The organism is Xanthomonas sp. NCPPB 1062, assembly GCF_041481705.2.
GTDB classification, from domain to species: domain Bacteria; phylum Pseudomonadota; class Gammaproteobacteria; order Xanthomonadales; family Xanthomonadaceae; genus Xanthomonas; species Xanthomonas euvesicatoria.
The window spans coordinates 876279-898367 of the sequence record NZ_CM192987.1 but is presented as its reverse complement, the minus strand read 5'-3'; the positions used below and the strand labels follow the sequence as shown (position 1 = coordinate 898367).

The following is a 22089-nucleotide window of genomic DNA, read 5'->3' as shown; positions in this document are numbered from 1 at the left end:
CGCTGATGGTGATGCTGGCCGCAGGTTGCGCCACCAGCAGCGTCACGCCGACCGCCTCGCCGACGCAGAGCGCAGCGCTGGCACTGCTGGATCAGGGCAAACCGCGCGACGCCGCGCAGCAGTTGGAAGCCGAAGCCGCCAGTGCCAGCGGCGCGCAGCGCAGCCGGTTGCTGGCGGCCGCGGCGTTCGGCTGGCACGACGCCGGTGACGATGCGCGGGCCCGCACGCTGCTGGCGCAGGTCAACCCACGCCACCTGAGCGGCGAGGAGCGGGCTCGCTTCGGGCTGCTCACCGGCGAGCTGGCGGTGCTCGACAAGCAGGGCGCGCAGGCGTTGCAGGCCCTGGGCGACAGCCCGCAGGGGCTGACCCAGCCGCTGCAGACGCGCTGGCTGGTGGCACGCGCTGCGGCGCTGGAAGCCACCGGCGACCTGTTCGGCGCCGCAGCCGACCGCGCGCGTGCCGATGCCAGCCTGACCGGCACCGTGCGCAGCGACAACCAGCGCGCGATCGTGCGCCTGCTTGCCGCGCTCGACGACGCCACCCTCAAGGGCCGCACCGCGGCACTGCCGGCCGGCGACCCGTTGTACAACTTTGCCGGGCGCGCGTTGATCAGCCGTGGCCTGGCGTTGCCGCGCGCCTTCGAGCGCGATGCACAGTGGGGCTTCGACACGAGCAAACGCCCGCCGGCCGAGCGCGATGGCTACCGCCCACCGGTCAAGCTGGGCGTGCTGCTGCCGATCACCGGCAACCTGGCCACCGCCGCCGCGCCGGTACGCGATGGCCTGCTGGCCGGCTACTACGCCGAAACCCGCCGCCGCCCGGAAGTGCAGTTCTTCGACACCGCCGGCACCCCGGCCGGCGCCAATGCCGCCTACGACAAGGCGGTCAACGCCGGGGTGGATTACGTGGTCGGCCCGTTGGGGCGCGACGAGGTCAGCGCGCTGTTTGCGCGCGGCCAGTTGGCGGTGCCGGTGCTGGCGCTCAACCGCCCCACCGACAACAAGGCCCCGCCCACCGGCAGCGCAGGCTTCTCGCTGGCGCCGGAAGACGACGGCATCATGGCCGCCGAATACCTGCTCTCGCGCGAACGCCGCAACGTGCTGATCGTCGGCACCAGCGACGACAACGGCAAGCGCACCATCAAGGCCTTCCACGACCGTTTCAGCGAACGCGGCGGCACGGTGGCCGGCAGCATCAGCGTGGCCGATGCGCCGGGCGATATCGGTGCGCAGTTGCGCAATTACGGCACTGCCGATGCAGTGTTTCTGGCAGTGCGCGGCAATACTGCGCGTGCGCTGGCGCCGCAGCTGGCGTTGGCCGGGTTCGCCGGCAAATCGCGCGTGGGTACCTCGCAACTGGTGGCCGGCACCGGCAAGGTCGAAGACGATCTGGCGCTGGATGGCATCGTCTACCCGAGCGAAACCTGGACCGCCCTGGGCGTATCCGGCCTGCCGGCGGTCAGCCAGGTGGCCAGCACCCTGCCCAGCGCACGCGGCCCGGCCGCCCGCCTGTTCGCGTTCGGCTACGACGCCTGGAAGATCACTGCGTACCTGGAAAAACTCGCCACCGGCACCGATGGCGGCCTGCGCGGCGCCACCGGCACCCTGCACCTGGATGGCTTCGGCAATGTGTTGCGCACGCCGGCCTGGTCCACCTTCAGCGGCGGCCGCCCGACGCCGATCGCCGACGGCCGCTGAGCCATGCCGGCAGCGCGTCAGCAGCGTGGTGCGGCGGTCGAGGCGGCCGCGCGCGCGTTGCTGGAGCAGGCCGGGCTGCGGCTGGTGGTTGGCAATGCCAACTACCGTGGCGGCGAACTGGATCTGGTGATGCGCGACGGGCCAGCGCTGGTATTTGTGGAAGTGCGTTACCGGCGCGACGACCGCTTCGGCGGCGGTGCGGCATCGGTGGACTGGCGCAAACGTCGCAAGCTGCTGCTGGCCGCGCAGTTGTTTCTTGGCGCCCACCCGACCCTGGCCGCGCTGCCGTGCCGCTTCGATGTGGTCGATGCCAGCGGCGAACCGCCGGTATTGCACTGGATCCGCGACGCGTTCCGCGCCGACGATTGCTGACCGCCACCTACGCTCACGCCAACGTTTTTTATGCCAACCGTCATGACCCACGCAGCCGTGCCATTGGCGCTGTGGTGCGCCAGTGAACGCGGCCGCATCTCGCCACGCCTGCTCGCGGCCGGCGTGGCGGCGGCGATGCTGCCCGATGCCGATGTACTGGCGTTCGCGCTGCACATTCCCTACGCCGATGCGTTTGGTCATCGCGGTGCCAGCCACTCGCTGTTGTTCGCCGCAATCGTGGGGTTGCTCGGCGTTGCGTCACATCGCCTGTTGCGCGCGGATGCCGTGCAGGCGTCTGTGTTTTTGTTCGTCTGTGCCGCCTCGCACCCGCTGCTGGATGCGATGACTTCCGGCGGCCTGGGCGTGGCACTGGGCTGGCCGTGGAGCCAGACGCGCTGGTTCGCACCATGGCGGCCGATCCGGGTGTCGCCATTTGCCACCGGCTTCTTCAATGCGCGTGGCCTGAGCACGCTGCTCTCCGAGCTGCGCTGGGTCTGGCTGCCGCTCACCGTCGCCGTGCTGGGGTGGAAATGCATCCAGCGCGCGGCACCACAGGATCGCAAGTCATGACCGATGTACTTCCCACCGCACTTGCCGAGGTATTGGCCACGCGCCTGGGTACCGATGGCTGGTTGACCGGCGACGATGCGCGCCGCCGCTATGGCGAAGACGATTCGCGCCGCTGGGCATTGCCTGCCGCAGTGGCGTTGCCGCGCGACACCGATGAGGTGGTGGCGATCGTGCAGGCGTGCCGTGCGCACGGCGTGCCGATCGTGGCGCGCGGCGCCGGCACCGGCACCACCGGCGCGGCGGTGCCGTTTTCCGGCGGCGTGGTGGTGTCGATGGCGCGCATGAACCAGATCCTGGCACTGCGTCCGCAAGACCGCTGCGCGGTGGTGCAACCGGGCGTGCTCAATGGCGACCTGCAGCAGGCGCTGCAGCCGCACGGATTGTTCTGGCCGCCGGATCCGTCCAGCGCGGAGATCTGCAGCGTCGGCGGCAATCTATCCACCAACGCCGGCGGCCCGCGCGCGGTGAAATACGGCGCCACCCGCGACAACGTGCTCGGCCTGGTGGCCGTCACTGGCACCGGCGAGGTGATCCGCTGCGGCGGTGCGTACACCAAGAATTCCACCGGTTACGACCTCACCCACTTGCTGGTGGGCAGCGAGGGCACCCTGGCGATCATCGTCGAGGCGACCTTGAAGCTGACCCCGCGTGCAATCGCGCAAGCCGGCCTGCGCGCGCTGTATCGCGATGCCTCCAGCGCCGCAGCCGCAGTGTCGCGGCTGATGGCGCAACCGACCACGCCGACCATGCTGGAATTCATGGATGCCAGCGCGATTGCGCTGCTACGCCGCAATGGCAGCGACGTACCCGACGCCGGCGCCATGCTGTTGATCGAAGCCGACGGCGATCACGACACCTTGCCCTACGCGCTGCAAGCCCTGCACGAGGCGGCCGATGGCCAGGGCGTACTGGGCCTGGACGTGGCCGCCGATGGCAGCGCGCGCGACAGGTTGTGGGCCGCACGCCGTGCCTTGTCGCCGGCCTTGCGCACCATCAAGCCGGGCAAGATCAATGAGGACGTGGTGGTGCCGGTGTCGCGCATTCCCGAACTCGTCGCCGGCGTGGAAGCACTCGCTGCGGAATTCGCGCTGCCCATCGTCGCCTTCGGCCATGCCGGCAACGGCAACCTGCACGTCAACATCATGTACGACCCGGCCGATGCCGACGAAGATGCCCGCGCACACGCCGCCCTGCCACGGCTGTTTACGCTGGTGCTGGCGCTGGAGGGCACGCTCTCCGGCGAACACGGCATCGGCGTGGCCAAGCGCGATTTCATGAGCCAGGCGTTCAATCCAGCCACGCTGGCGGCCATGCGCGCGATCAAGGCCGCGCTGGATCCGGATGGCATCTTGAATCCGGGGAAGGTGTTGCCCCACTCGCCTGCCGGGCGATAGTCCGATGCAGACCCACACCATGAGTCAGTTGCTTCAGAAAGCACTCGATCCATACCGCAACCAGGCGATGGAACGGCTGCTCATCGCACGCGATGCGTTTCACTACAGCGCCGCTGGCTATGCGCTGCTGACCTCGCCGGAAACCGGTCCGGAAATAGCGCGGCATCGCATCCATATCACCGAGTCGGGCTTCACCATTACCCAGGACGATGCCTCACCAGGGCCGGCAGGCAATGGTTACCGTATCCGCTTCAACGCTGCCGTGCAGGCCGGCCTGGCTCGGTCGACGATGGACGCGGCCTATGCGCGCATGCTCTCGGAGAGCGTGGCCGCCACCGGGGATTACGCTACGGCAAAGAACGAGTTTACCCAGTTGCGCGACCAGGACTGGTTCGCCTTCGCGATGCACCTGCGCAACGCCTTCAGCCACAACAACATCTGGAACTTCGGCAAGAGAAGCAAGCTTCCCGTCCGATGGCGCAGCTTTACCATCGACGCTGCAATGGCTGGACTTCCCCTCAATGACTTCCTTCCCTGGTACCACGGACTGCAACTGTGTGCGCAGATGATCCTGTACGTCGAAGGCATCGTCGATTACCGGCAGCAACGCGTCCCCTGATACACGCAGTCATCCACCTCCGGCGCACCAGATACGCTCAACGCATCACTCCGATAAACCGCAGCCCCACGCCCGGCTCGGTGACGATGTAGTGCGGGTCGGCGGCGTCGTCCTGCAGTTTCTGGCGCAGTTTGCCGACCAGGATGCGCAGGTAGTGGGTGTCTTCTTCGTGGGTGGGGCCCCACACCTCGCGCAGCAACTGCGGCTGGGTGACCACGCGGCCGGCGTGTTTGAGCAGCAGTGCGAGCAAGGCGTATTCCTTGCGGCTCAGCGGCACGGCCTCGCCGTGCAGGGTGACCTCGCGCAGGCCCAGATGGATATGCAGCCGGCCGTCGTCGAACACGCTTTCTTCCACCGTGCTGCCGGCGCCGGCCTGGCGCAGCAGCGAGCGGATGCGGGCCATCAATTCCTGCACGCCGAAGGGCTTGGTGACGTAGTCGTTGGCGCCGGCATCGAGCGCGGCGACCTTTTCGGTTTCGCCGGCGCGCACCGTGAGCATGATCACCGGCACGTTGGACCACTGGCGGATCTCGCGCAGGACTTCATGCCCATCGCGATCGGGCAGGCCGATGTCCAGCACCACCAATTCGGCGCCCTGCCCGGCCAGCAAGGCCAGGCCTTCTTCGCCGGTGCCGGCCTGCAGCACGCGATAGCCCTGCGCACGCAGGCTGATGTCGAGAAAACGACGGATCTGCGGCTCGTCGTCGACGATCAGCACGCGGGCGGGCGGGATGGCGGTGAGGTCAGTCGGCATCGGGGCGAGGTGGCGCGGCGGGAACGAGCAACGGCAGCGTAATGCGGATTGTGGTGCCGTGACCATGCGCGCCTGCCAATGCCTCCACGCTGCCCCCGTGCGCGCCGATCATGCCCTGGCAGATGGCAAGACCCAAGCCGGTGCCGTTGCGCCCGCGGTCACCGCGCTCCACGCTGTAGAACATGTCGAAGATTCGCGCGCGCTCGTCTTCGGGAATGCCCGGCCCCTGGTCGCCGATGTCGATCTGCAGCGCGCCGGCGCGCAGCTGCGCGTGCACGGTCACCGGCACGCCGGCTGGCGAAAATTTCGCCGCATTTTCCAGCACGTTGAAGATGGCCTGTTCCACCAGCGCCGGGTGCACCCAGATCGCCGGCAGGTCGGCGGCCAGGTCCAGTTGCAGGCGCACCTCCGGCTGGTAGCGCTGCAGGCGGCGGGTGGCCGAGCCGATCAATTCATCGACGCCGATCCAGTCGCGATTCAAGGTCAGGCCTGTGTGGCCGAGCCGGGTCATGTCGAGCAGGTTCTGGATGTAGCGATCCAGTCGCTCGCCTTCGAGCTGGATGGTGTCGAGCAGGCTGTGGCGGTCGTGCGCGTCCATCGCATCGCCGTAGCTGGCCAGGCTGCTGGCCGAGCCGATCATCGAGGCCAGCGGCGAGCGCAGATCGTGCGAGACCGACGAGAGCAAGGCAGAACGCAGGCGCTCGGTTTCGCCGCTGACGCGTGCGCCTTCCAGATCGGCGACCAGGCGCGTGCGCAGCGCGGCCTGGCCGATGTCTTCCACCATCGCTTCGGCCAGGCGGCGTTGTTCCAGGCCGGGCCGTTGCAGGGTCTGCCGAAAGCGCAGCGCGGCCACACCCAGCGTGCCGCGCTCGTGGCGCACCGGCAGGCACCACCATTGCGCGCCAGCCAGGGTATCGGTGAAGCGGCCGGCCGGTTGGCCGTGGCGCTGGGTCCAGTCTGCGGCGCTGCGATCGAGCGCACCGAAGCTGGCGGGTGCGTCGCTTTCGCGCTGCTCCAGGCGTAGCCAGACGTCGGCATCCAGCGCAGTGGTCAGCGCGCGACGGCCGGCTTCCAGCACCTGCCCCAGATCGGCCGCGGTGCTGAGCTGGCGGCCCAGCGCCTGCAAGGCGTTGGCATGCGCATTGGCCGCGCGCAAGGCCAGTACCTGGCTGCGCAGGCGCGAGGCCAGCCGGCCGGCGACCAACGCGGCGATCAGGAACATGCACACCGTCACCACGCCCTGGCGCGCGCTGATCTGCAAGGTGAAACGCGGTTCGATGAAGAAGAAGTTGTAGGCGACAAAACTCAGCAATGCGGCAACCACCGCCGCAGCCATGCGTGTGCGCGAGGCCACCAGCACCACCGCGACAATGAACACCATCGACAGGTCGTCGATATCGGTCCAGCGTTGCAGCAACCACGCCACCCCCACCGCACTGGCTGCCGCGATCGCAGCGAACGCCATGTCGTAACGCTGCAGCCATTGGCGCGGGTTACGCCAGCGCTGGCGCGCACGTGCGCGCGCATCGGCGGAGCTGACGATGACCAATTCGTAATGCGCGCCACGTTGCAGCAATTGCTGGGTCAACGTGCGGTTGAACATGCGCGCCAGCGGGCGCTCGCGGGTGCGCCCCAGCACCAGGGTGGAAATGCCGTTTTGCGAAGCGAAATCCAGCAAGGCATCGGCCACGTTGGTGCCGTGCAGCAGCGCGCTGTCGCCACCGAGACGATGGGCGAGCGCGAATGCGCGATCGATTTCCAGCTGCCAGGCCGCATCGGTCACGGTGCGGGTCTGGACGGTGACCACCGTCCACGGTGCATCGCGCCGCTCCGACAGGCGCCGCGCCACGCGCACCAGATAATCCGAGCTGCCACGGCCATCGATGGCCACCACCACGCGGCGTCGCAACGCAGCGGTGCCAGGCAAGCCGCGCGCGGCCTGGGTATCGCGCAGATCGCTGTCGACGCGGTCGGCAGCGGTCTGCATCGCCAGCTCGCGCAAAGCGGTGAGGTTGGAAGGCGAGAAAAACGCCTGCAACGCCTGCGTGGCCTGCTCGGGCAGATACACCTTGCCCTGCTGCAGGCGCTCGATCAGTTCGCGTGGCGGCAGGTCCACCAGCACGATGTCGCGCAGGCGGTCGAACACGGCATCGGGCACGGTCTCGGACACGCGCACGCCGGTGATGCGCAGCACGATGTCGTTGAGGCTTTCCAGGTGCTGGATGTTGACCGTGGTGTAGACGTCGATGCCGGCATCGAGCAACTCCACGATGTCTTGCCAGCGCCGCTCATGGCGGCTGCCGGGCACGTTGCGGTGCGCCAGCTCGTCGATCAGGGCCAGCCGCGGTTTGCGTGCCAGCAGTGCATCCAGATCCAGTTCTTCCAGCATGCGGCCCTGGTAACTGACCCGGGCGCGCGGCAGCAGCGGCACGCCTTCCAGCAGCGCCGCGGTTTCGCTGCGCCCGTGCGTCTCCACCACGCCGGCCACCACATCCATGCCCTGGCGCAGGCGCTCGCGCGCCCGCGACAACATGGCGTAGGTCTTGCCGACTCCGGGCGCGGCGCCCAGGAACACCGTCAGCCGCCCACCATGTTCGCGCTGTAATTCGCCGATCAGGGCATCGGCTTGCTGGGTGCGGGCATCGGACATGCGGGAATGGAGAGTCGGGAATTGGGAGTGGGCGAAGCGGGTCCCGGGACCCGGAAGAGCCTACCGCGCAATGCTGCATGATGACTGCGTTTGCAGGTAGTGCGCTTGGCAACAAGCAAATGCGTAATCCTGCAGTTACTGCTTCGGCATTTCCCGGGTCCCCGGTTCCGGGTTCCGGCCCCCGGCCTCATCCAACGCGAGGTTCAAAGCCAACACATTCACCCGCGGCTGCCCAAGCAGCCCGAACTGGGGCGCTTCGGTCGCCGCCTGCACCAGGGCGGCAACGCGTTGTTCGGGCCAGCCGCGTGCGGCGGCCACCCGGCGGATCTGCACCTGGGCGCCGGCCGGGCTCAGGTGCGGGTCCAGGCCGCTGCCGGATTGGGTCAGCAGCTCGCCCGGTACGGCTTCAGGGGCGATGCCGTCGCGTGCGGCCACTTGTGCACGCGTGGCCGCGATACGGGCCAGCAAATCGGGATTGGAGCGGGCCTGGTTGCTGCCGGCCGCGGCGGTGAGGTCGTACTTGGCGGCCGACGGACGCGGCTGGAAATAGCGCGCATCGGTGAACGGCTGGGCCACCAAGGCCGAACCAACCACGCGCGCATCGACGCGCACCAGCGAACCGGTGGCCTGCTCGGAGAACAGCGCACCGGTGATGCCGGTGGCGATCAGCGAGTAGGCCAGGCCCAATCCGAACAAGATGAACACCGCGAGCATCAGCGAACCGCGCACAACGCCGCCGTCGCGTAATGGCAAGGAAGAAGACATGGACATGTTCCCGGAAGTAGAAAGGGGCATCACGCGTGGCTCAGGCACCGAGGACGGCAACCAGCGCCAGATCGATCACTTTGATCGCCGCGAACGGCAGCAACACGCCGCCCACGCCGTAAATCAGCATGTTCCGGCGCAGCAGCGCGGTGGCACTGGAAGGACGAAAACGCACCCCGCGCAACGCCAGCGGAATCAATGCCGGAATGATCAACGCATTGAAGATCAAGGCCGCCAGCACCGCATGACGCGGACTGGAGAGCTGCATCACGTTGAGCGCTGCCATCGACGGGATGGCGGCTGCAAACAGCGCCGGCAGGATCGCGAAGTACTTGGAAACGTCGTTGGCCAGCGAGAAGGTGGTCAACGCGCCACGCGTGATCAGCTGCTGCTTGCCCACTTCCACCACCGCCAGCAACTTGGCCGGATCCGAATCCAGATCCACCATGTTGCCGGCTTCCTTGGCCGCCTGGGTGCCGGAGTTCATTGCCAGGCCCACATCGGCCTGCGCGAGCGCCGGGGCGTCGTTGGTGCCGTCGCCGACCATCGCCACCAGCCGTCCACCCGTCTGTTCGGCACGGATGCGTGCCAGCTTGTCTTCCGGGCGGGCCTGGGCGATGTAGTCGTCCACGCCGGCTTCGGCAGCGATCGCCGCCGCGGTGAGCGGGTTGTCGCCGGTGATCATCACGGTCTTGATGCCCATCGCACGCAGCTGCGCGAATTTTTCTTTGATGCCCTGCTTGACCACGTCGCTCAACTCGACCACACCGAGCACATGACGGCCTTCGGCCACCACCAACGGCGTGGCACCGCCACGTGCGACGTCCTCGATACGGCCCTGCAATTCCGGCGAGACCGTTGCGCCCTGCGCCTGCACATACGCCACGATCGCATCGCCGGCGCCCTTGCGGATGCTGCGCCCACCGATATCCACGCCGGACATGCGCGTCTGCGCGGTGAACGCAATGAAATGCCCACCCTCGGCTTCCACTGCGACCGCACCTTGCTGACGCGCCAGCTTGACGATGGACTTGCCTTCCGGCGTGGGGTCGGCCAGCGAAGCGAGCATGGCCGCATCGCGCAGTTGCGCACGGTCGACGCCTGCCAGCGGATGGAATGCGGTGGCCTGGCGGTCGCCGTATGTGATGGTGCCGGTCTTGTCGAGCAGCAGCACATCCACGTCGCCGGCCACTTCCACGGCCTTGCCCGATTTGGCCAGCACATTGGCCGACAGCGCGCGGTTCATGCCGGCGATACCGATCGCCGGCAACAGCCCGCCGATGGTGGTCGGGATCAGGCACACCAGCAACGCGATCAGCAGCAGCGGATCCAGCGTGACGCCGACAAAGCCCGCGATCGCCGGCAACGATGCCACCACGATCAAGAACGTCAGCGTCATCGCGGCCAGCAACAAGGTCAGCGCGATTTCGTTCGGTGTCTTTTGCCGGTTGGCACCTTCCACCAACGCGATCATGCGATCGAGGAAGCTGTGCCCCGGTTCGGCGGTGACCTTGAACACGATCTCGTCGGAGAGCACGCGCGTGCCGCCGATCACGCCGCTGCGATCGGTGCCGGCCTCGCGCAGTACCGGTGCCGATTCGCCGGTGACCGCCGCTTCGTTGATGGTGGCCACACCGCGCACGATCTCGCCATCGGCCGGCACGAATTCGCCTTCGGATACCATGACGTAATCGCCCGGACGCAACTCCGCTGCCGGCACACGCGTTTCTCGGCCACCGAGTGCGGTTTCCACCCTGCGTGCCACCAGGTCCTTGCGCGCACGCCGCAGCGATGCAGCCTGGCCGCGACCGCGCGCTTCGGCGATGGCTTCGGCAAAATTGCCGAACAGCACGGTGACGAACAGGATCGCCGTCACCGCCCAGCCGAAGCCGGCATGCGAATGCCCGCTGGCGGTGATCACCGCCGCCAGCAAGGTACCGCCCATCACCACCGCCATCACCGGGCTGCGCAGCAGATGCCGCGGCGCCAACTTGGCGAACGCCGCACGCATCGCCGCAACCAGCACGGCGGCATCGAACAACGCTGCGTCACCGCGCTCGCGTTTTTCAGTCGTATCGATCGTAGACATTGCTCAAAACTCTCAGGACGCCGCCAGGGCGAGGTGTTCAGCGATAGGGCCCAGCACCAGTGCCGGCATGAACTGCAGCACGGTCAGCACGATCACGATCGCCATCAGGGTCAGCGCAAAGGTGGGCGTTTCGACCTGCAGGCTGCCGGCCGATTCCGGCGCACGCCGCTTGACTGCCATGCGGGCGGCCACCATCAGCGGCAGGATCAACGCCGGATACCGTCCCAGCGCCAGCACCGCCGAACAGCTCAGGTTCCACCAGTACGTGGCATCGCCCAGGCCTTCGAAACCCGAACCGTTGTTGGCGAATGCAGAGGTGTACTCGTAGAACACCTGGCTGATGCCATGGAAGCCGGGGTTGGAATTGGCAGTCAGTGCCGGGACAGCCAGCGCCACTGCGGTAAAGCCCAGCACCACCAGCGGCTGCAGCAGGATCAACAGCGCCAGCAACTGCACTTCGCGCGATTCGATCTTGCGGCCGAACAACTCCGGCGTGCGCCCGGTCATCAAACCGGCCAGAAACACGCTCAGCAACAGATACACCACGAACTGCTGCAGACCACAGCCGATACCGCCCCAGATGGCGTTGATCAGCATGTCCACCAGCGTGACCAGGCCACTCAACGGCGCCAACGAATCGTGCATCGCATTGACCGAGCCATTGGAGGTCTGCGTGGTCAACGCCGCCCACAATGCCGAGGCATCGGCACCGATGCGCACCTCCTTGCCTTCCATCAGCGCTGGCGAGTTGGCGCTGGCCGAATGCGCTTCGGACCACAGCAATAGTGCGGTGGACGCGGCCGACATCGTGAGCATCGTGCCGAACACCAATGCCGTCAGGCGCTTGCGCCCGGTCAGGTAGCCGACCATGAACACCACGCTCATCGGCAGCAAGACCAACGCGAGCGTTTCAAGCAGATTGCTCAACGGCGTTGGGTTTTCCAGCGCCACCGAACTATTGGGGCCATACCAGCCACCGCCATTGGTGCCCAGCTGTTTCACCGCCACCATCGCCGCAACCGGGCCCACCGCAATGGTCTGCTTGGGCATGCCCGCGCTGCTATCCAATGGCGTTGCCGTCGCCGCGCCCTGTAATGTCGACGGCACGCCCTGCCAGCCGAGCAGCACGGTCCACAGCAGGCACAGCGGCAACAACACGCGCACGCTGGAGCGAATCACGTCGGCCCAGTAATTGCCGACGTCCGCTTCAGGCAGGGCTTCCAACCCAGACCCGCTGTGCTGGCGCCCCGGACGCGACGGTTCCGGCTCCGAACTCTCCGCCACGGCCGACGTGTCCGGATTCGCTGCAGCAATCGACGCCTGTCTGGCGGCACGCCCACCGAACAATGCGCGCAGCGTTGCAACCGCCAATGCCAAGCCCATCATCGGCGTCACCACCTGCAGGCCGACGATGCCGGTCATCTGCGACAGATACGACAGCTGCGCCTGGCCAGAGTAATGCTGCTGATTGGTGTTGGTGACGAACGACACCATGGTGTGCAGGGCGGTATCCCACCGCATGTTGGGGATGGCATCCGGGTTGAACGGCAGCCATGCCTGGGTCATGAACACCACCCAGGTCAGCAAGCCAACGACAAGGTTGCTGAGCAGAAATGCCATGCTGTATCCGCGCCACGACATGCCCTGCTGCGGACGCGTGCCAAGCAAGGCATACAACGGCCGTTCGATCCAGCCGAACAGCGCATCGCCGCGCATCGGTGCACCGCGCATCACCGCAGCCATATAACGGCCCAGGGGCCACGCCAGCACGATGGCCAGCGCGTACACAAGAAAAGTTTCAGTCATTGAGGCGCACTCGGATCAGAAGTCTTCGGGCCGCAGCACCACGTACAGCAGATACGCAGCAGCAACGAGTACGGCCACGCCGCACAACAGGGACAACCAGCCAGGCATGTCGGTCACTCCCCCGAACGCGCGCACGGCGGCGCGATAAGTGCGATGTGCAACGGCGTAGGAAGCGTGTGCGTGCCAACATGGCAAAGCGCTGCCGCACCGTGCGCGCAGCGCCGATGGAGCAGACAGGTCAAGGGATGCATCGGGATCGTCCACGGCGGAACCGCTCCGCCAACCTGCGCAGTCTCTGCCTGCGCCGCGTAAAGTCGCTATGGATCTGCCGCCGGCGCTGCGTAAAGTCCGCATAAAATGCGCGGGCCAGCGCTGCGCCTCAACCAGATGGCCCGCCGCGCGTTCCGACGGTTGGCTTGCCTGGCTGCGCCGGCTGCAGGCACGCAGATGGCAGCGACGCTGCGAAGTTCCATCTGCTCAAGGGTCGCGCCGGACAGGGGGGCTCCAGGCACGCGCGTCCGCTGCGTGACCAGACCACACTCAATCAAACAGTGCTCACATGTCCATATACCTGCGCGACACAGTCGCAAGCATCATGCTGGCCGTGGCGATCGCGTCGTCGCATCTGGCGATAAGTTCAGCGGCCTGGTTCGGGATCGCAGCAGCCTGCGCACGGACGGCGGCAATGACCGGTATCTGCTCGCTCGGGAAGAGGCTCGCCGCCGCTGCAAGCACATCAAGGCTGCACAGGTAACGCACCGCGGCAGGCTGGTGCGGCAATGCCCCAGCCAACCGCCTCAGCACCGCAGCGCCGCTCTCTGTGCTGTCCAATGCGTGCACGGCGCGCGTCAATTCCCTGAAGGCAGCCTGGCGCACTCCCGGATCGGGCAGTCTGTTCAACAAGGCCACCAGGTGGGTCAAGGCTTCGGCTCCATCGCCGGAACGCGCGAGGTGCTCGGCAAGCTGCGCATACGCTTGCTGGAATCGATGGATCGGCTCCAATCCGACAAGATGCAGCCGTAGGGTCACCTCCGCCAGCAGGCGGGGGCCGGTCTGGAGTGCAGCAGCCTCGGTGATCGCCAGGTTGACTGCCTCCTCGGGCAGATGCCTGATCGCCGATGCCAGCAAATTAAACGGAAGCGCTCCGCCGATGCCTCCGGCAGCGCCACCCTGGGCCGGAGCCGCAGCGCCTTGCGGCCCTGGCTCACCATCACCTTGCACGCCCCCTGCATCAGCCTCTGCGACTGCCCCTATGTGGCCAACGTGCGCTGCTCCGGCAGCAGCCTGCAGCGCTTGCCGGCGCGTGGCAATCAAACTGGGCAAGATTGCATGGAACGCGAGCGCGCGCAGGTCCTCGGGCAAGCATCCCAGGTCATCCGTCAAGCGCGCCACCACGCGAAATGCCATATTCCCGGAATGGCGGGTGGCGTGATTCAACACCGCGGTAAACGCCTCAAATCGCTGCGCCTGCGGCAATGATGGAATCCGCGCTGCAAGCCTTCCGTATCCGCGCAATATCTGCTCGCTGCGATCCTCATCGTCCGGATAGGGGAAATGCGCCACTTCGTCCAGGGCGACACGCATGCTTTCTGCACTATGGACGTCCCCGAACTCCAAGCTCGGGTCATAGCGCGGCCGCGCAGTCAGGAACGCTCGCACATCCCTGGTGTCTTCCGCCATCTGCCGCGAGACGCTGCCCAGGCGCACAAGGCTGCGCGGTCCACACCGCTGCGCAATCTCGCGGCGCAGATCATTCGGCAGCGCAGATAGCCCGTCGAACGTCTCGGCACGCCGGGGTGGCACTGTGCCTGGGTCGAGGACTCCTTGGCTCGCCGAAGCCTGCGACGTCTCCTGCGTTTGGCTGGTTGACGCCACAGCGTGCGGCAGACCGGTTCGGGTGATCGGCATCTCGGGTCTCCTGCGGTGTGCCGCAGCAGCGGCATCGAGTTAGGCTTCGTGCGTACTTTCCCGAAAGCGACCTCGTGTCCGCGCGCACAGCCAGAAATCGCGTTCGCCTGGGCGAACGCGACGTGACCGATGCAGATGCGGGTTCGGCGGCTGGCACGCCACCCGCCGCTGTTCGCCAGTCTCGCGGCGGACGATCTGGGACGATGCAGATACGGCGTGCTGCCCTACCGAAGCGGCACGTTCAACACGGAGGGCGCTGCAACTGGCGAGGTGAATGTCACCGTGCCACCGCCCTCGCTGGCATCGGTGTAGCGCGCGTCGCGGGTGTCGATCACCAACACCAGTCGCTGCCCTGCGGGAATCTCGGTTGCCGCCGCCTGCAGTGGCCAGTCCAGGGTGACTGCACGGCCCGGTGTGGAATTGCGCAACGAGTACGGCGCATGCGTGATCAGTTGCGCGACGCCCAAGCCATCCATGCGGTACAGATACGCGAACAGACTGACGTTGGACTGACTGGGCACCACTGTCACGCGTAGCGACGGGCTACCGGTCAGGCGCCGGGTGCTGGTCAATGGCGAGCCGACCCACACGGCGGCACCGGCGCGGTTGACCAGCGGAATCGAGGTGCTCACCGGCAGGCCGATGCCTTGCAGCAAACCGCTGACCAGCACCACCCCGGAATCGGCCACGGTCGGCACGCCGGTGGCGATGCGCGATTGCCACCCGCTGGACGTCCCGCCGGTCAATCCACCGGTGGGGCTCAGCAAGCCGGCTGGTGCGGACAGACCCAGCTGCGTGGTTGCCTGTTGCACCGATGCCCAGTCCGGATAGTCCAGCCATTGCCCGGCACGTGGCGATAGCCGCACCGGTGCTTCGGCATCTACGCCATTACGCACCTGCTTGAGATGGCGATCGAACCAGCGCGTGGTCGCGGTATAGATCTCATTCGGCAATCCCAACGCACCAGGCAGCTCTGCGGTGGCGTGATCGCCCTGGCTGAGCAGCAGTTGTTTGGGGCCACGCAACTGGTTGAAGAACGCGATGGTCTGGTTCGGCGGAAACAGGCCGTCGTTGAAGGCATTACCCAACAAGACCGCGGTCCCACGCGCGTTGAGCGCTGCCACATCGGTCGCAGGGCTGCGCGAGGCGGCCTGCGGCAGGAAGCCCTGCACCGCGCCATCGTAATCGCCTTGCGCCACGCGTGCGCCGATCTGCGCCAGATCCGGGCCGGCCCGGCCGGTGAGTGCGCCCGCACCCACCAGCAGGCCGACGCCCTGCTGGCTGACGGTGCGATTGGAATATAGCGCCGCTTCCAGATCGGCCCAACCGCTGAGCGCGGCCACCGCCTTGATCCGCGGGTCGCGCTCGGCTGCCAGCAGGCTGATGCCTGCCCCGTACGAAATGCCCGACGCACCGATCGCATTCGGATTGGCCGGCGTATGCGCCAACGCCCAGTCGATCACCGCGCTGACGTCTTCCACCGTGTCCGGCCCGGCGATATCGATCTGCCCGGCCGAATCCCAGAATCCACGCGAGGTATAGCTGACCACCACGTAGCCGTCGCTGGCCAGTTGGGTGGCGCGCCCCAAATATTCCAGATTGGGCAACGACCAGCTGGCCGGCATCACGATCAGCGGAAACGGCCCGGCGCCCTGCCCTTGCGGCACCAACACCAATGCGCCCATCTGGGCACCGTCCCAGCCGGGAATGCGTTCATAGGTCTTGCTGAAGGCGCCTGCCACGGCCGACGCCGATGCCAACAGCAACGCCAGTGCGGCGATGCTCCCGATCCAACGCTTGCTCATGCTGCTGTCTCCCACGCGAGGCCAGGCCGGGATGGCCCAGCGGCAACTGCGATGCATCCGTGGTTCGGGGGAGAACGGGGCGAACGTACCAGACGGTACGGTATGGCTCAAGGGCCGGGATTCGGGATTCGGGATTCGTTGCTTGCGCAAGCGGGAGCGGCCGGGCAAACCGGTTCGCTGCCTTCTCCCGCTCGCGGGAGAAGGTGCCCGGAGGGCGGATGAGGGCTGGCAGCACCCGTTGTTTCCAATGCGCTCCACCCAACTTCGCAGAAGGCGCCACCGCCGCCTCCACTACGGCACCCAACGATCAGCGCAGCAGCGTCGTCTCAGCGCAGCGCACCGGCACTGCCCGCATCCACTGCACGCTCCAACCCCACGCCTCAGCCGACGAAATGCTGGTAGCCGCGCTGCGGTGGGTGCCAGGGGTTGCCCTCGGCGTCGTGTACCACCACGCCGGGCGTGGCGACAATCTGGCCGATGCGCGTTGCAGCCACCGTTGCAAATTCCATTGCCTGCGCCACGGCATCGCGATGCTGCGGCGCGGCGGTGAAACACAACTCGTAATCGTCGCCACCGCCGAGTTGCCAGCCCAGGCAGTGCACCACGTCGATTCCGGCACTGCGCGGCATCGCCGGCAAGGCCGCGAGCATCAGGCGCGCGCCCACGCCGCTGCGTTCGCATAGATGCCCCAGATCGGCCAGCAGCCCGTCGGAGATGTCCACGCAGGCATGCGCAAGCCCGCGCAGGCGCAGCCCCGCCTGCACGCGGGGCTGCGGACGCAGCAGGCGGCCGCGCCAGCGCTCGTGCAACGGGTCGGCCGCCGCGCAGGTCACATCCAACTGGCCGGCCTGCCACAACGCCAACGCGGCGGCGGCTTCACCCGGCGCGCCGGTCACCCACACATCATCGCCAACGCGCGCACCATCGCGCCGCAGCGCGGCGCCCGGCGGCAGGCTGCCGATCGCAGTCACCGCGCACGACAACGGCCCGCGCGTGGTGTCGCCACCGACCAGCACAATGTCGTGTGCATCAGCCAGCGCGAAGAAGCCATCGGCAAAGCCATCCACCCATGCCGCATCGTCGTGCGGCAACGACAGCGACAAGGTGCACCAACGCGGTTGCGCGCCCATCGCCGCCAGATCGGAGAGATTGACCGCCAGGGTCTTCCAGCCCAGATCGTCAGCGCGCGTCTCGTGCGGAAAATGCACGCCTGCATTGAGCGTATCGGCAGTGATCGCCAACTGCTCGCCGGCCGGCGGCTGCAGCAACGCCGCATCGTCGCCAATGCCCAGCGGCACATCGGCACGCGCTGCAATGCGCGCACGCAGACGGGCAATTAGATCGAATTCGGGCATGGCGACGGGAATCGGGAAAAGGGAGTCGGGAATCGCAAAAGCGCCTCAGTGAGGTATCGGAAACGGTGCTCTTACGATTGCCTATTCCCGACTCCCCAGTTCCCGCGGCGCTCAGGCGCCGCTGGCGCCCGACTCCACCTTGCGCCACTCCACCGCGGCGCGGTCCAGCACCCCGTTGACGTAGGTGTGGCCGTGCTCGGAGCCGAAGCGCTTGGCGGTTTCGATCGCTTCGTTGATCACCACGCGGTACGGCACATCCTGGCGGTACAGCAATTCGTAGGCGGCCAGGCGCAGCACGGCGCGCTCGATCGCATCAACCTCTTCCACGCTGCGATCCAGGTACGGCGTCAGCGCGGTATCCAGCTCGGCACGGTTGCTCAGCACGCCTTCAACCAGGTTCTCGAAGTACGCCAGATCGGCCACTTCGTGCGCCTGCTCGTGCGCGAACTGGGCGATCACCTGCTTGGCGAAGCCGCCGGAGATCTGCCAGGCATAGACCGCCTGCAAGGCGCGCCGACGTGCGCGCGAGCGCAGCACCGGGTCGATGCCGTCGCGACGGCCGTGGCGCGAATGCCCACCGGGCTTGCTCATGGCAACAACTCCATCAAATTCACCAGTTCCAGCGCTGCAAGCGCGCATTCCTCGCCCTTATTGCCGTGGCTGCCGCCGGCACGGGCTTCGGCATCTTCCACGCGTTCGACCGCCAGCACGCCATTGAGCACCGGCACGCCGGTCTGCAGCTGCACGCTCATCAGGCCTTCGGCACACAGGTCGGCCACGTGCTCGTAGTGGCGGGTATCGCCACGGATCACGCAGCCCAGCGCGATGATCGCGCCGTGCTGGCCGGACTGCGCCACGCGATTGGCGGCGATCGGGATCTCCCAGGCGCCCGGCACGCGGATCACGTCGATGGCGTCTTCGCCGATACCGTTGCCGGCCAGGCTCTGGCGCGCGCCGGCAACCAGCACGTCGGTGATGCGGGCATTCCAGCGGCTGGCGATGATCGCAAAGCGCGCGGTGGTGGGGCGAAGATCGCCTTCGTAGTGGGTCATGCGGGTCGGCAACTCGAGGGGGCGGGGAGTTTAACAGCTGCCGGGCCCAGGCCTGGCCGACGCGTGTGGGCCGGGTCGGCCAAAGCAGACCCGGCCATGCGTTTCAGCAACACAGGGCGTGGCAAATGGCCCACTGCGCAAACGGCCGGGGGCAGGCCACGGCTGGAACCGGTAGCCGGCCCCGGGCCACTTCAGCGCCGCCACACGCAGCGCGCAGCTGACAGCCGCGCGCCGTCAGCTAACTGACAGTCCAGACCAACGGGACCGGCCAAGTGAGCTCGCAGCCATCTCAGGGAACGGCAGACGGCGGCACCGAGCGTACGCCTTCACCGGGGTGGCATTCCAGATACTCAACCACCTCCAGCCCGAACCCGGCCAACCCCACCTGGCGCCGAGGGGTGCCCAGCACGCGCAACTTGCCCAGGCCGAGGTCGGCCAGGATCTGGGCGCCGGCGCCGTTGCGCCGCCACTGACTCACGTCCTTGGCATTGGCGGCCGCTTCGGGCTGCTGGCGCAGCCGTGCCAGCAGCGATTCGCTGTCGCGTGGCGCCGACAGCACCACCATCACGCCCTGCCCTTCGGCGGCGATCGCGCGCAAGGCGTCGGTGGCTGCCACGCCGAAGTCATCGCGCTGCCAGTGCAGCAGGTCGGCTAGCGGGTTTTCCACCTGCACGCGTACCAGCGTCGGCGTCTGCGGATCGGCGCGACCGCGCACCAGCGCAAAGTGCAGGTCGTGCGCGATGCGGTCGCGGTAGGTCACCAGCTTGAACGGACCGAATTCGGTGGTGATCTGCCGCTCGTCCACGCGCTCGACGGTGTGCTCATTGGCAAGCCGATAGGCGATCAGGTCGGCGATCGAGCCCATCTTCAGGCCATGCTCGCGCGCGAACACTTCCAATTGCGGGCGGCGCGCCATGCTGCCGTCCGGGTTGAGCACTTCCACCAGCACACCGGCCGGTTCCAGCCCGGCCAGCATCGGCAGGTCGCTGGCCGCTTCGGTGTGGCCGGCACGGGTCAGCACGCCACCGGGCTGGGAGATCAACGGGAAAATATGCCCGGGCTGGCTCAGATCCTGGGGCCGGGCATCCGGGCGTACGGCGGTACGCACGGTGTGCGCGCGGTCGTAGGCCGAAATGCCGGTGGTCACCCCTTCGGCCGCTTCGATGCTGACAGTGAAGTTGGTCTGGAACTGCGCGGTGTTGTTGCGCACCATCGGCGCCAGACCCAGCTGCGCGCAGCGCTCGCGGGTCAGCGACAGGCACACCAGCCCGCGCGCGTGGGTGACCATGAAGTTGATGTCAGACGGCTTGACCAACTCGGCGGCCATGATCAGATCGCCTTCGTTTTCGCGGTCTTCGTCATCGACGATGACCACCATGCGCCCGGCGCGCAGTTCTTCGATCAGTTCCGGAACGGGTGCGAAATTCATGCTGCCCCCCGCGTGCCGAGCAGGCGTTCCACATAGCGCGCCACCAGATCGATTTCCAGGTTCACCGCCGCACCGACCGCAGTCTGCGCAAACGCGGTGTGGGCCACGGTATGCGGAATCAAGGCGACCTCGAAGCCGTCTTCGTCTACGTCATTGACGGTGAGGCTCACGCCGTCCACGCAGATCGAGCCCTTCTTGGCCACATAGCGCAACACCGACGCCGGCGCAGCAAACCGCCAACGCTGCGCACGTGCATCGTCATGGACCGACTGCACCTGGCCCAGGCCATCCACATGTCCGCTGACCAGGTGCCCGCCAAGCCGGTCGGTAGGCCGCATCGCGCGTTCCAGATTGAGCAGTGCGCCCTCTGGCAACGCGCCCAGGGTGGTCAGCGACAGCGTTTCGGTCGAGGCATCGGCCTGAAAACTGGCCGCGTCGAATGCGATCACGGTCAGGCACACGCCATTGACCGCGATGCTTTCGCCCAACTGGACCGCTTCGAACGGCAGCGTGCCGGTGGCGAAGGTGAAGCGCACATCGCCGCCCTGCGGCTGACGCGCGGCCAGTTGGCCGACGCCTTCAATGATGCCGGTGAACATCAGCGTGCCCCCGCTTGCAGCAGCACGGCTGCCGTGATGGAGCGCTGGAAGGCCGCGGCGCAGCGCGGCTGGTGGTGCATGGACATTAGTCGTTTCTCGCAGGAGTTGAGCGAAAAACGCCGCAAGGCAAAGCAAACAGGCGCGCGCGCAGCCGCAAGGCCGCGCGTTGGCCGTCTTCTTTCATCCGGACTATACCGTCGGCTCCGGCATCGGACCGGATCTGCTGACCTTGCCCGGCAGGCGTTTGGCGTTGATCCGCTCAACCCTGGAGTGCAAGCGCTCGCGGGCTCGCACGCTTGCGCATGCCTACCGCCGGTGGGGAATCGCACCCCGCCCTGAAGACGTTCGTGAGTACCGGCGAACCGGTGCGCAAAGTTTAACAGGGCACATCGACGCAATGGCCGAGCGTGGGCCAAGGCTGGCAGGACACTGCGTCATGTCGGGAAATCCCCCATAGCCAGGATTGTGAAGGATCTGTTAATTTACGCGCCGCGACGGGAGACGTCGTTTTTTTCCACCTCGCAACGGGGTGGAGACACGGACATCAATTCGAAGAGAGACATCCAATGCGTAACACCCTGATTCTGGCTGCCCTGCTGGCTGCCGCACCGTTTGCCGCTTCTGCGGAAGGCTTGAGCTACAACTACGTCGAAGGCGGCTGGAACCGTACCGAAATCAGCGTCAATGGCGATTCGGACGATATCGACGGCGGCTACATTCGCGGTTCCTGGCAGATTGCCCAGCCGGTCTACCTGTTGGCCAGCTATGAGCGCGCCAACAAGGATTTCAACCTCGGTGGAGGCTTTGTGCTCGAGGGCACGCTGCAGCAGGCCACGTTGGGTATCGGCTACCGCCAAGAAATGACCGAGCGCGTGGAGTTCACCGCCGACATCAGCGTATTGCGCGCCAAGGTCGAATCCGACCTGCGCCTGCGCGGCCGTTCGGTCGACGATGCGTCGGACTCGAGCAACCTGGGCTTGGCCAACCTGGGCCTGCGTGGCAAGCCTTCGCCGCGCACCGAAGCCTGGATCAAGGCCGGCTACATCGACGGTAGCGACGTGGACAAGGGTGAGTTCGTCGGCACCCTGGGTGGCCAGGTCAACTTCACCCGCACCTGGGGCCTGGTCGCCGAAGCGCAGTTCGTCGACAACGCCAACCAGTACAAGGTCGGCGTGCGCGCGAGCTTCTGATCGGCGCCTCGCAGATACACCAAGGCCCCGCATGC

General features: G+C 67.0%; 19 protein-coding genes and 1 riboswitch. Of the genes, 6 read left to right on the top strand and 13 right to left on the bottom strand.

Annotation, left to right across the window (positions count from 1 at the left end):
• Positions 1–5 precede the first annotated feature (5 nt).
• From ACCQ16_RS03870 to ACCQ16_RS03850, 5 genes are all read left to right on the top strand, one after another.
• Positions 6–1697, top strand: coding sequence for a penicillin-binding protein activator (locus ACCQ16_RS03870; protein ID WP_277573341.1), 1692 nt, complete (start codon positions 6–8; stop codon positions 1695–1697).
• Between the two features lie 3 nt (positions 1698–1700).
• Entirely contained in the window at positions 1701–2069 is a 369-nt protein-coding gene (locus ACCQ16_RS03865) for a YraN family protein (RefSeq protein ID WP_057682280.1), read from the top strand.
• Positions 2070–2099: 30 nt separating this feature from the next.
• Complete coding sequence (locus ACCQ16_RS03860; protein WP_127167617.1) at positions 2100–2639, top strand: metal-dependent hydrolase; 540 nt, start codon at positions 2100–2102, stop codon at positions 2637–2639.
• Positions 2636–4033, top strand: coding sequence for an FAD-binding oxidoreductase (locus ACCQ16_RS03855; protein WP_039418822.1), 1398 nt, complete (start codon positions 2636–2638; stop codon positions 4031–4033). Before ACCQ16_RS03860 ends, ACCQ16_RS03855 begins: the two co-directional genes overlap by 4 nt.
• A gap of 67 nt (positions 4034–4100) precedes the next feature.
• On the top strand, positions 4101–4652 hold the full coding sequence (locus ACCQ16_RS03850; protein ID WP_122273581.1) for a hypothetical protein: 552 nt from the start codon (positions 4101–4103) through the stop codon (positions 4650–4652).
• Positions 4653–4689: 37 nt separating this feature from the next.
• On the opposite strand, the gene ACCQ16_RS03845 is transcribed toward ACCQ16_RS03850, so the two are convergent.
• The 13 genes from ACCQ16_RS03845 to ACCQ16_RS03785 all read right to left on the bottom strand — a co-directional run bounded on the left by ACCQ16_RS03845 (position 4690) and on the right by ACCQ16_RS03785 (position 20864).
• The gene (locus ACCQ16_RS03845) at positions 4690–5406 is read right to left on the bottom strand and encodes a response regulator (RefSeq protein WP_008571514.1); all 717 of its coding nucleotides are present in this window, start codon (positions 5404–5406) and stop codon (positions 4690–4692) included.
• Entirely contained in the window at positions 5396–8056 is a 2661-nt protein-coding gene (locus tag ACCQ16_RS03840; RefSeq protein WP_011346410.1) for a DUF4118 domain-containing protein, read from the bottom strand. The genes ACCQ16_RS03845 and ACCQ16_RS03840 overlap by 11 nt, the downstream gene beginning before the upstream one ends.
• A gap of 135 nt (positions 8057–8191) precedes the next feature.
• Positions 8192–8821, bottom strand: coding sequence for a potassium-transporting ATPase subunit KdpC (gene kdpC / locus ACCQ16_RS03835; RefSeq protein ID WP_029818668.1), 630 nt, complete (start codon positions 8819–8821; stop codon positions 8192–8194).
• Positions 8822–8861: 40 nt separating this feature from the next.
• Positions 8862–10910 (bottom strand): potassium-transporting ATPase subunit KdpB, encoded by a 2049-nt coding sequence (gene kdpB / locus ACCQ16_RS03830; protein WP_029818667.1) that lies wholly within the window; start codon positions 10908–10910, stop codon positions 8862–8864.
• Between the two features lie 12 nt (positions 10911–10922).
• On the bottom strand, positions 10923–12716 hold the full coding sequence (gene kdpA / locus ACCQ16_RS03825; RefSeq protein ID WP_209261687.1) for a potassium-transporting ATPase subunit KdpA: 1794 nt from the start codon (positions 12714–12716) through the stop codon (positions 10923–10925).
• Between the two features lie 15 nt (positions 12717–12731).
• Positions 12732–12824, bottom strand: a complete 93-nt coding sequence (locus ACCQ16_RS03820) for a potassium-transporting ATPase subunit F (protein ID WP_005910961.1) — start codon at positions 12822–12824, stop codon at positions 12732–12734.
• A gap of 447 nt (positions 12825–13271) precedes the next feature.
• A complete protein-coding gene (xopI, locus tag ACCQ16_RS03815) occupies positions 13272–14624 on the bottom strand; it encodes a type III secretion system effector F-box protein XopI (protein ID WP_277573338.1) in 1353 nt (450 codons plus the stop codon).
• 224 nt (positions 14625–14848) lie between these two features.
• Positions 14849–16429 carry a CocE/NonD family hydrolase gene (locus ACCQ16_RS03810; RefSeq protein WP_057682277.1) on the bottom strand — a complete coding sequence of 527 codons (1581 nt, stop codon included), beginning with the start codon at positions 16427–16429 and terminating at the stop codon, positions 14849–14851.
• 380 nt (positions 16430–16809) lie between these two features.
• Positions 16810–17784 carry a thiamine-phosphate kinase gene (gene thiL, locus ACCQ16_RS03805; RefSeq protein ID WP_277573337.1) on the bottom strand — a complete coding sequence of 325 codons (975 nt, stop codon included), beginning with the start codon at positions 17782–17784 and terminating at the stop codon, positions 16810–16812.
• 111 nt (positions 17785–17895) lie between these two features.
• Positions 17896–18375, bottom strand: a complete 480-nt coding sequence (nusB, locus tag ACCQ16_RS03800) for a transcription antitermination factor NusB (protein ID WP_003490336.1) — start codon at positions 18373–18375, stop codon at positions 17896–17898.
• Positions 18372–18836 carry a 6,7-dimethyl-8-ribityllumazine synthase gene (ribH, locus tag ACCQ16_RS03795; protein WP_003490334.1) on the bottom strand — a complete coding sequence of 155 codons (465 nt, stop codon included), beginning with the start codon at positions 18834–18836 and terminating at the stop codon, positions 18372–18374. Before ribH ends, nusB begins: the two co-directional genes overlap by 4 nt.
• 289 nt (positions 18837–19125) lie before the next feature.
• Positions 19126–20265 (bottom strand): 3,4-dihydroxy-2-butanone-4-phosphate synthase, encoded by a 1140-nt coding sequence (gene ribB / locus ACCQ16_RS03790; protein WP_011346403.1) that lies wholly within the window; start codon positions 20263–20265, stop codon positions 19126–19128.
• Positions 20262–20864: a riboflavin synthase gene (locus ACCQ16_RS03785; protein WP_005920959.1), complete on the bottom strand. Its 603-nt coding sequence runs from the start codon at positions 20862–20864 to the stop codon at positions 20262–20264. The genes ribB and ACCQ16_RS03785 overlap by 4 nt, the downstream gene beginning before the upstream one ends.
• A gap of 168 nt (positions 20865–21032) precedes the next feature.
• Positions 21033–21211: riboswitch (FMN riboswitch) on the bottom strand.
• Between the two features lie 219 nt (positions 21212–21430).
• On the opposite strand from ACCQ16_RS03785, the gene ACCQ16_RS03780 reads away from it, so the two are divergent.
• Positions 21431–22054 carry a hypothetical protein gene (locus ACCQ16_RS03780; protein WP_277573336.1) on the top strand — a complete coding sequence of 208 codons (624 nt, stop codon included), beginning with the start codon at positions 21431–21433 and terminating at the stop codon, positions 22052–22054.
• The last annotated feature ends 35 nt before the right edge of the window (positions 22055–22089 follow it).

Bases quoted from the DNA above. Each gene is read 5' to 3' on its own strand.
- ACCQ16_RS03870 (WP_277573341.1), top strand. From the start codon at position 6: ATGGTGATGCTGGCCGCAGGTTGCGCCACCAGCAGCGTCACGCCGACC.
- ACCQ16_RS03865 (WP_057682280.1), top strand. From the start codon at position 1,701: ATGCCGGCAGCGCGTCAGCAGCGTGGTGCGGCGGTCGAGGCGGCCGCG.
- ACCQ16_RS03860 (WP_127167617.1), top strand. From the start codon at position 2,100: ATGCCAACCGTCATGACCCACGCAGCCGTGCCATTGGCGCTGTGGTGC.
- ACCQ16_RS03855 (WP_039418822.1), top strand. From the start codon at position 2,636: ATGACCGATGTACTTCCCACCGCACTTGCCGAGGTATTGGCCACGCGC.
- ACCQ16_RS03850 (WP_122273581.1), top strand. From the start codon at position 4,101: ATGGAACGGCTGCTCATCGCACGCGATGCGTTTCACTACAGCGCCGCT.
- ACCQ16_RS03845 (WP_008571514.1), bottom strand. From the start codon at position 5,406: ATGCCGACTGACCTCACCGCCATCCCGCCCGCCCGCGTGCTGATCGTC.
- ACCQ16_RS03840 (WP_011346410.1), bottom strand. From the start codon at position 8,056: ATGTCCGATGCCCGCACCCAGCAAGCCGATGCCCTGATCGGCGAATTA.
- kdpC (WP_029818668.1), bottom strand. From the start codon at position 8,821: ATGTCTTCTTCCTTGCCATTACGCGACGGCGGCGTTGTGCGCGGTTCG.
- kdpB (WP_029818667.1), bottom strand. From the start codon at position 10,910: ATGTCTACGATCGATACGACTGAAAAACGCGAGCGCGGTGACGCAGCG.
- kdpA (WP_209261687.1), bottom strand. From the start codon at position 12,716: ATGACTGAAACTTTTCTTGTGTACGCGCTGGCCATCGTGCTGGCGTGG.
- ACCQ16_RS03820 (WP_005910961.1), bottom strand. From the start codon at position 12,824: ATGCCTGGCTGGTTGTCCCTGTTGTGCGGCGTGGCCGTACTCGTTGCT.
- xopI (WP_277573338.1), bottom strand. From the start codon at position 14,624: ATGCCGATCACCCGAACCGGTCTGCCGCACGCTGTGGCGTCAACCAGC.
- ACCQ16_RS03810 (WP_057682277.1), bottom strand. From the start codon at position 16,429: ATGAGCAAGCGTTGGATCGGGAGCATCGCCGCACTGGCGTTGCTGTTG.
- thiL (WP_277573337.1), bottom strand. From the start codon at position 17,784: ATGCCCGAATTCGATCTAATTGCCCGTCTGCGTGCGCGCATTGCAGCG.
- nusB (WP_003490336.1), bottom strand. From the start codon at position 18,375: ATGAGCAAGCCCGGTGGGCATTCGCGCCACGGCCGTCGCGACGGCATC.
- ribH (WP_003490334.1), bottom strand. From the start codon at position 18,836: ATGACCCACTACGAAGGCGATCTTCGCCCCACCACCGCGCGCTTTGCG.
- ribB (WP_011346403.1), bottom strand. From the start codon at position 20,265: ATGAATTTCGCACCCGTTCCGGAACTGATCGAAGAACTGCGCGCCGGG.
- ACCQ16_RS03785 (WP_005920959.1), bottom strand. From the start codon at position 20,864: ATGTTCACCGGCATCATTGAAGGCGTCGGCCAACTGGCCGCGCGTCAG.
- ACCQ16_RS03780 (WP_277573336.1), top strand. From the start codon at position 21,431: ATGCGTAACACCCTGATTCTGGCTGCCCTGCTGGCTGCCGCACCGTTT.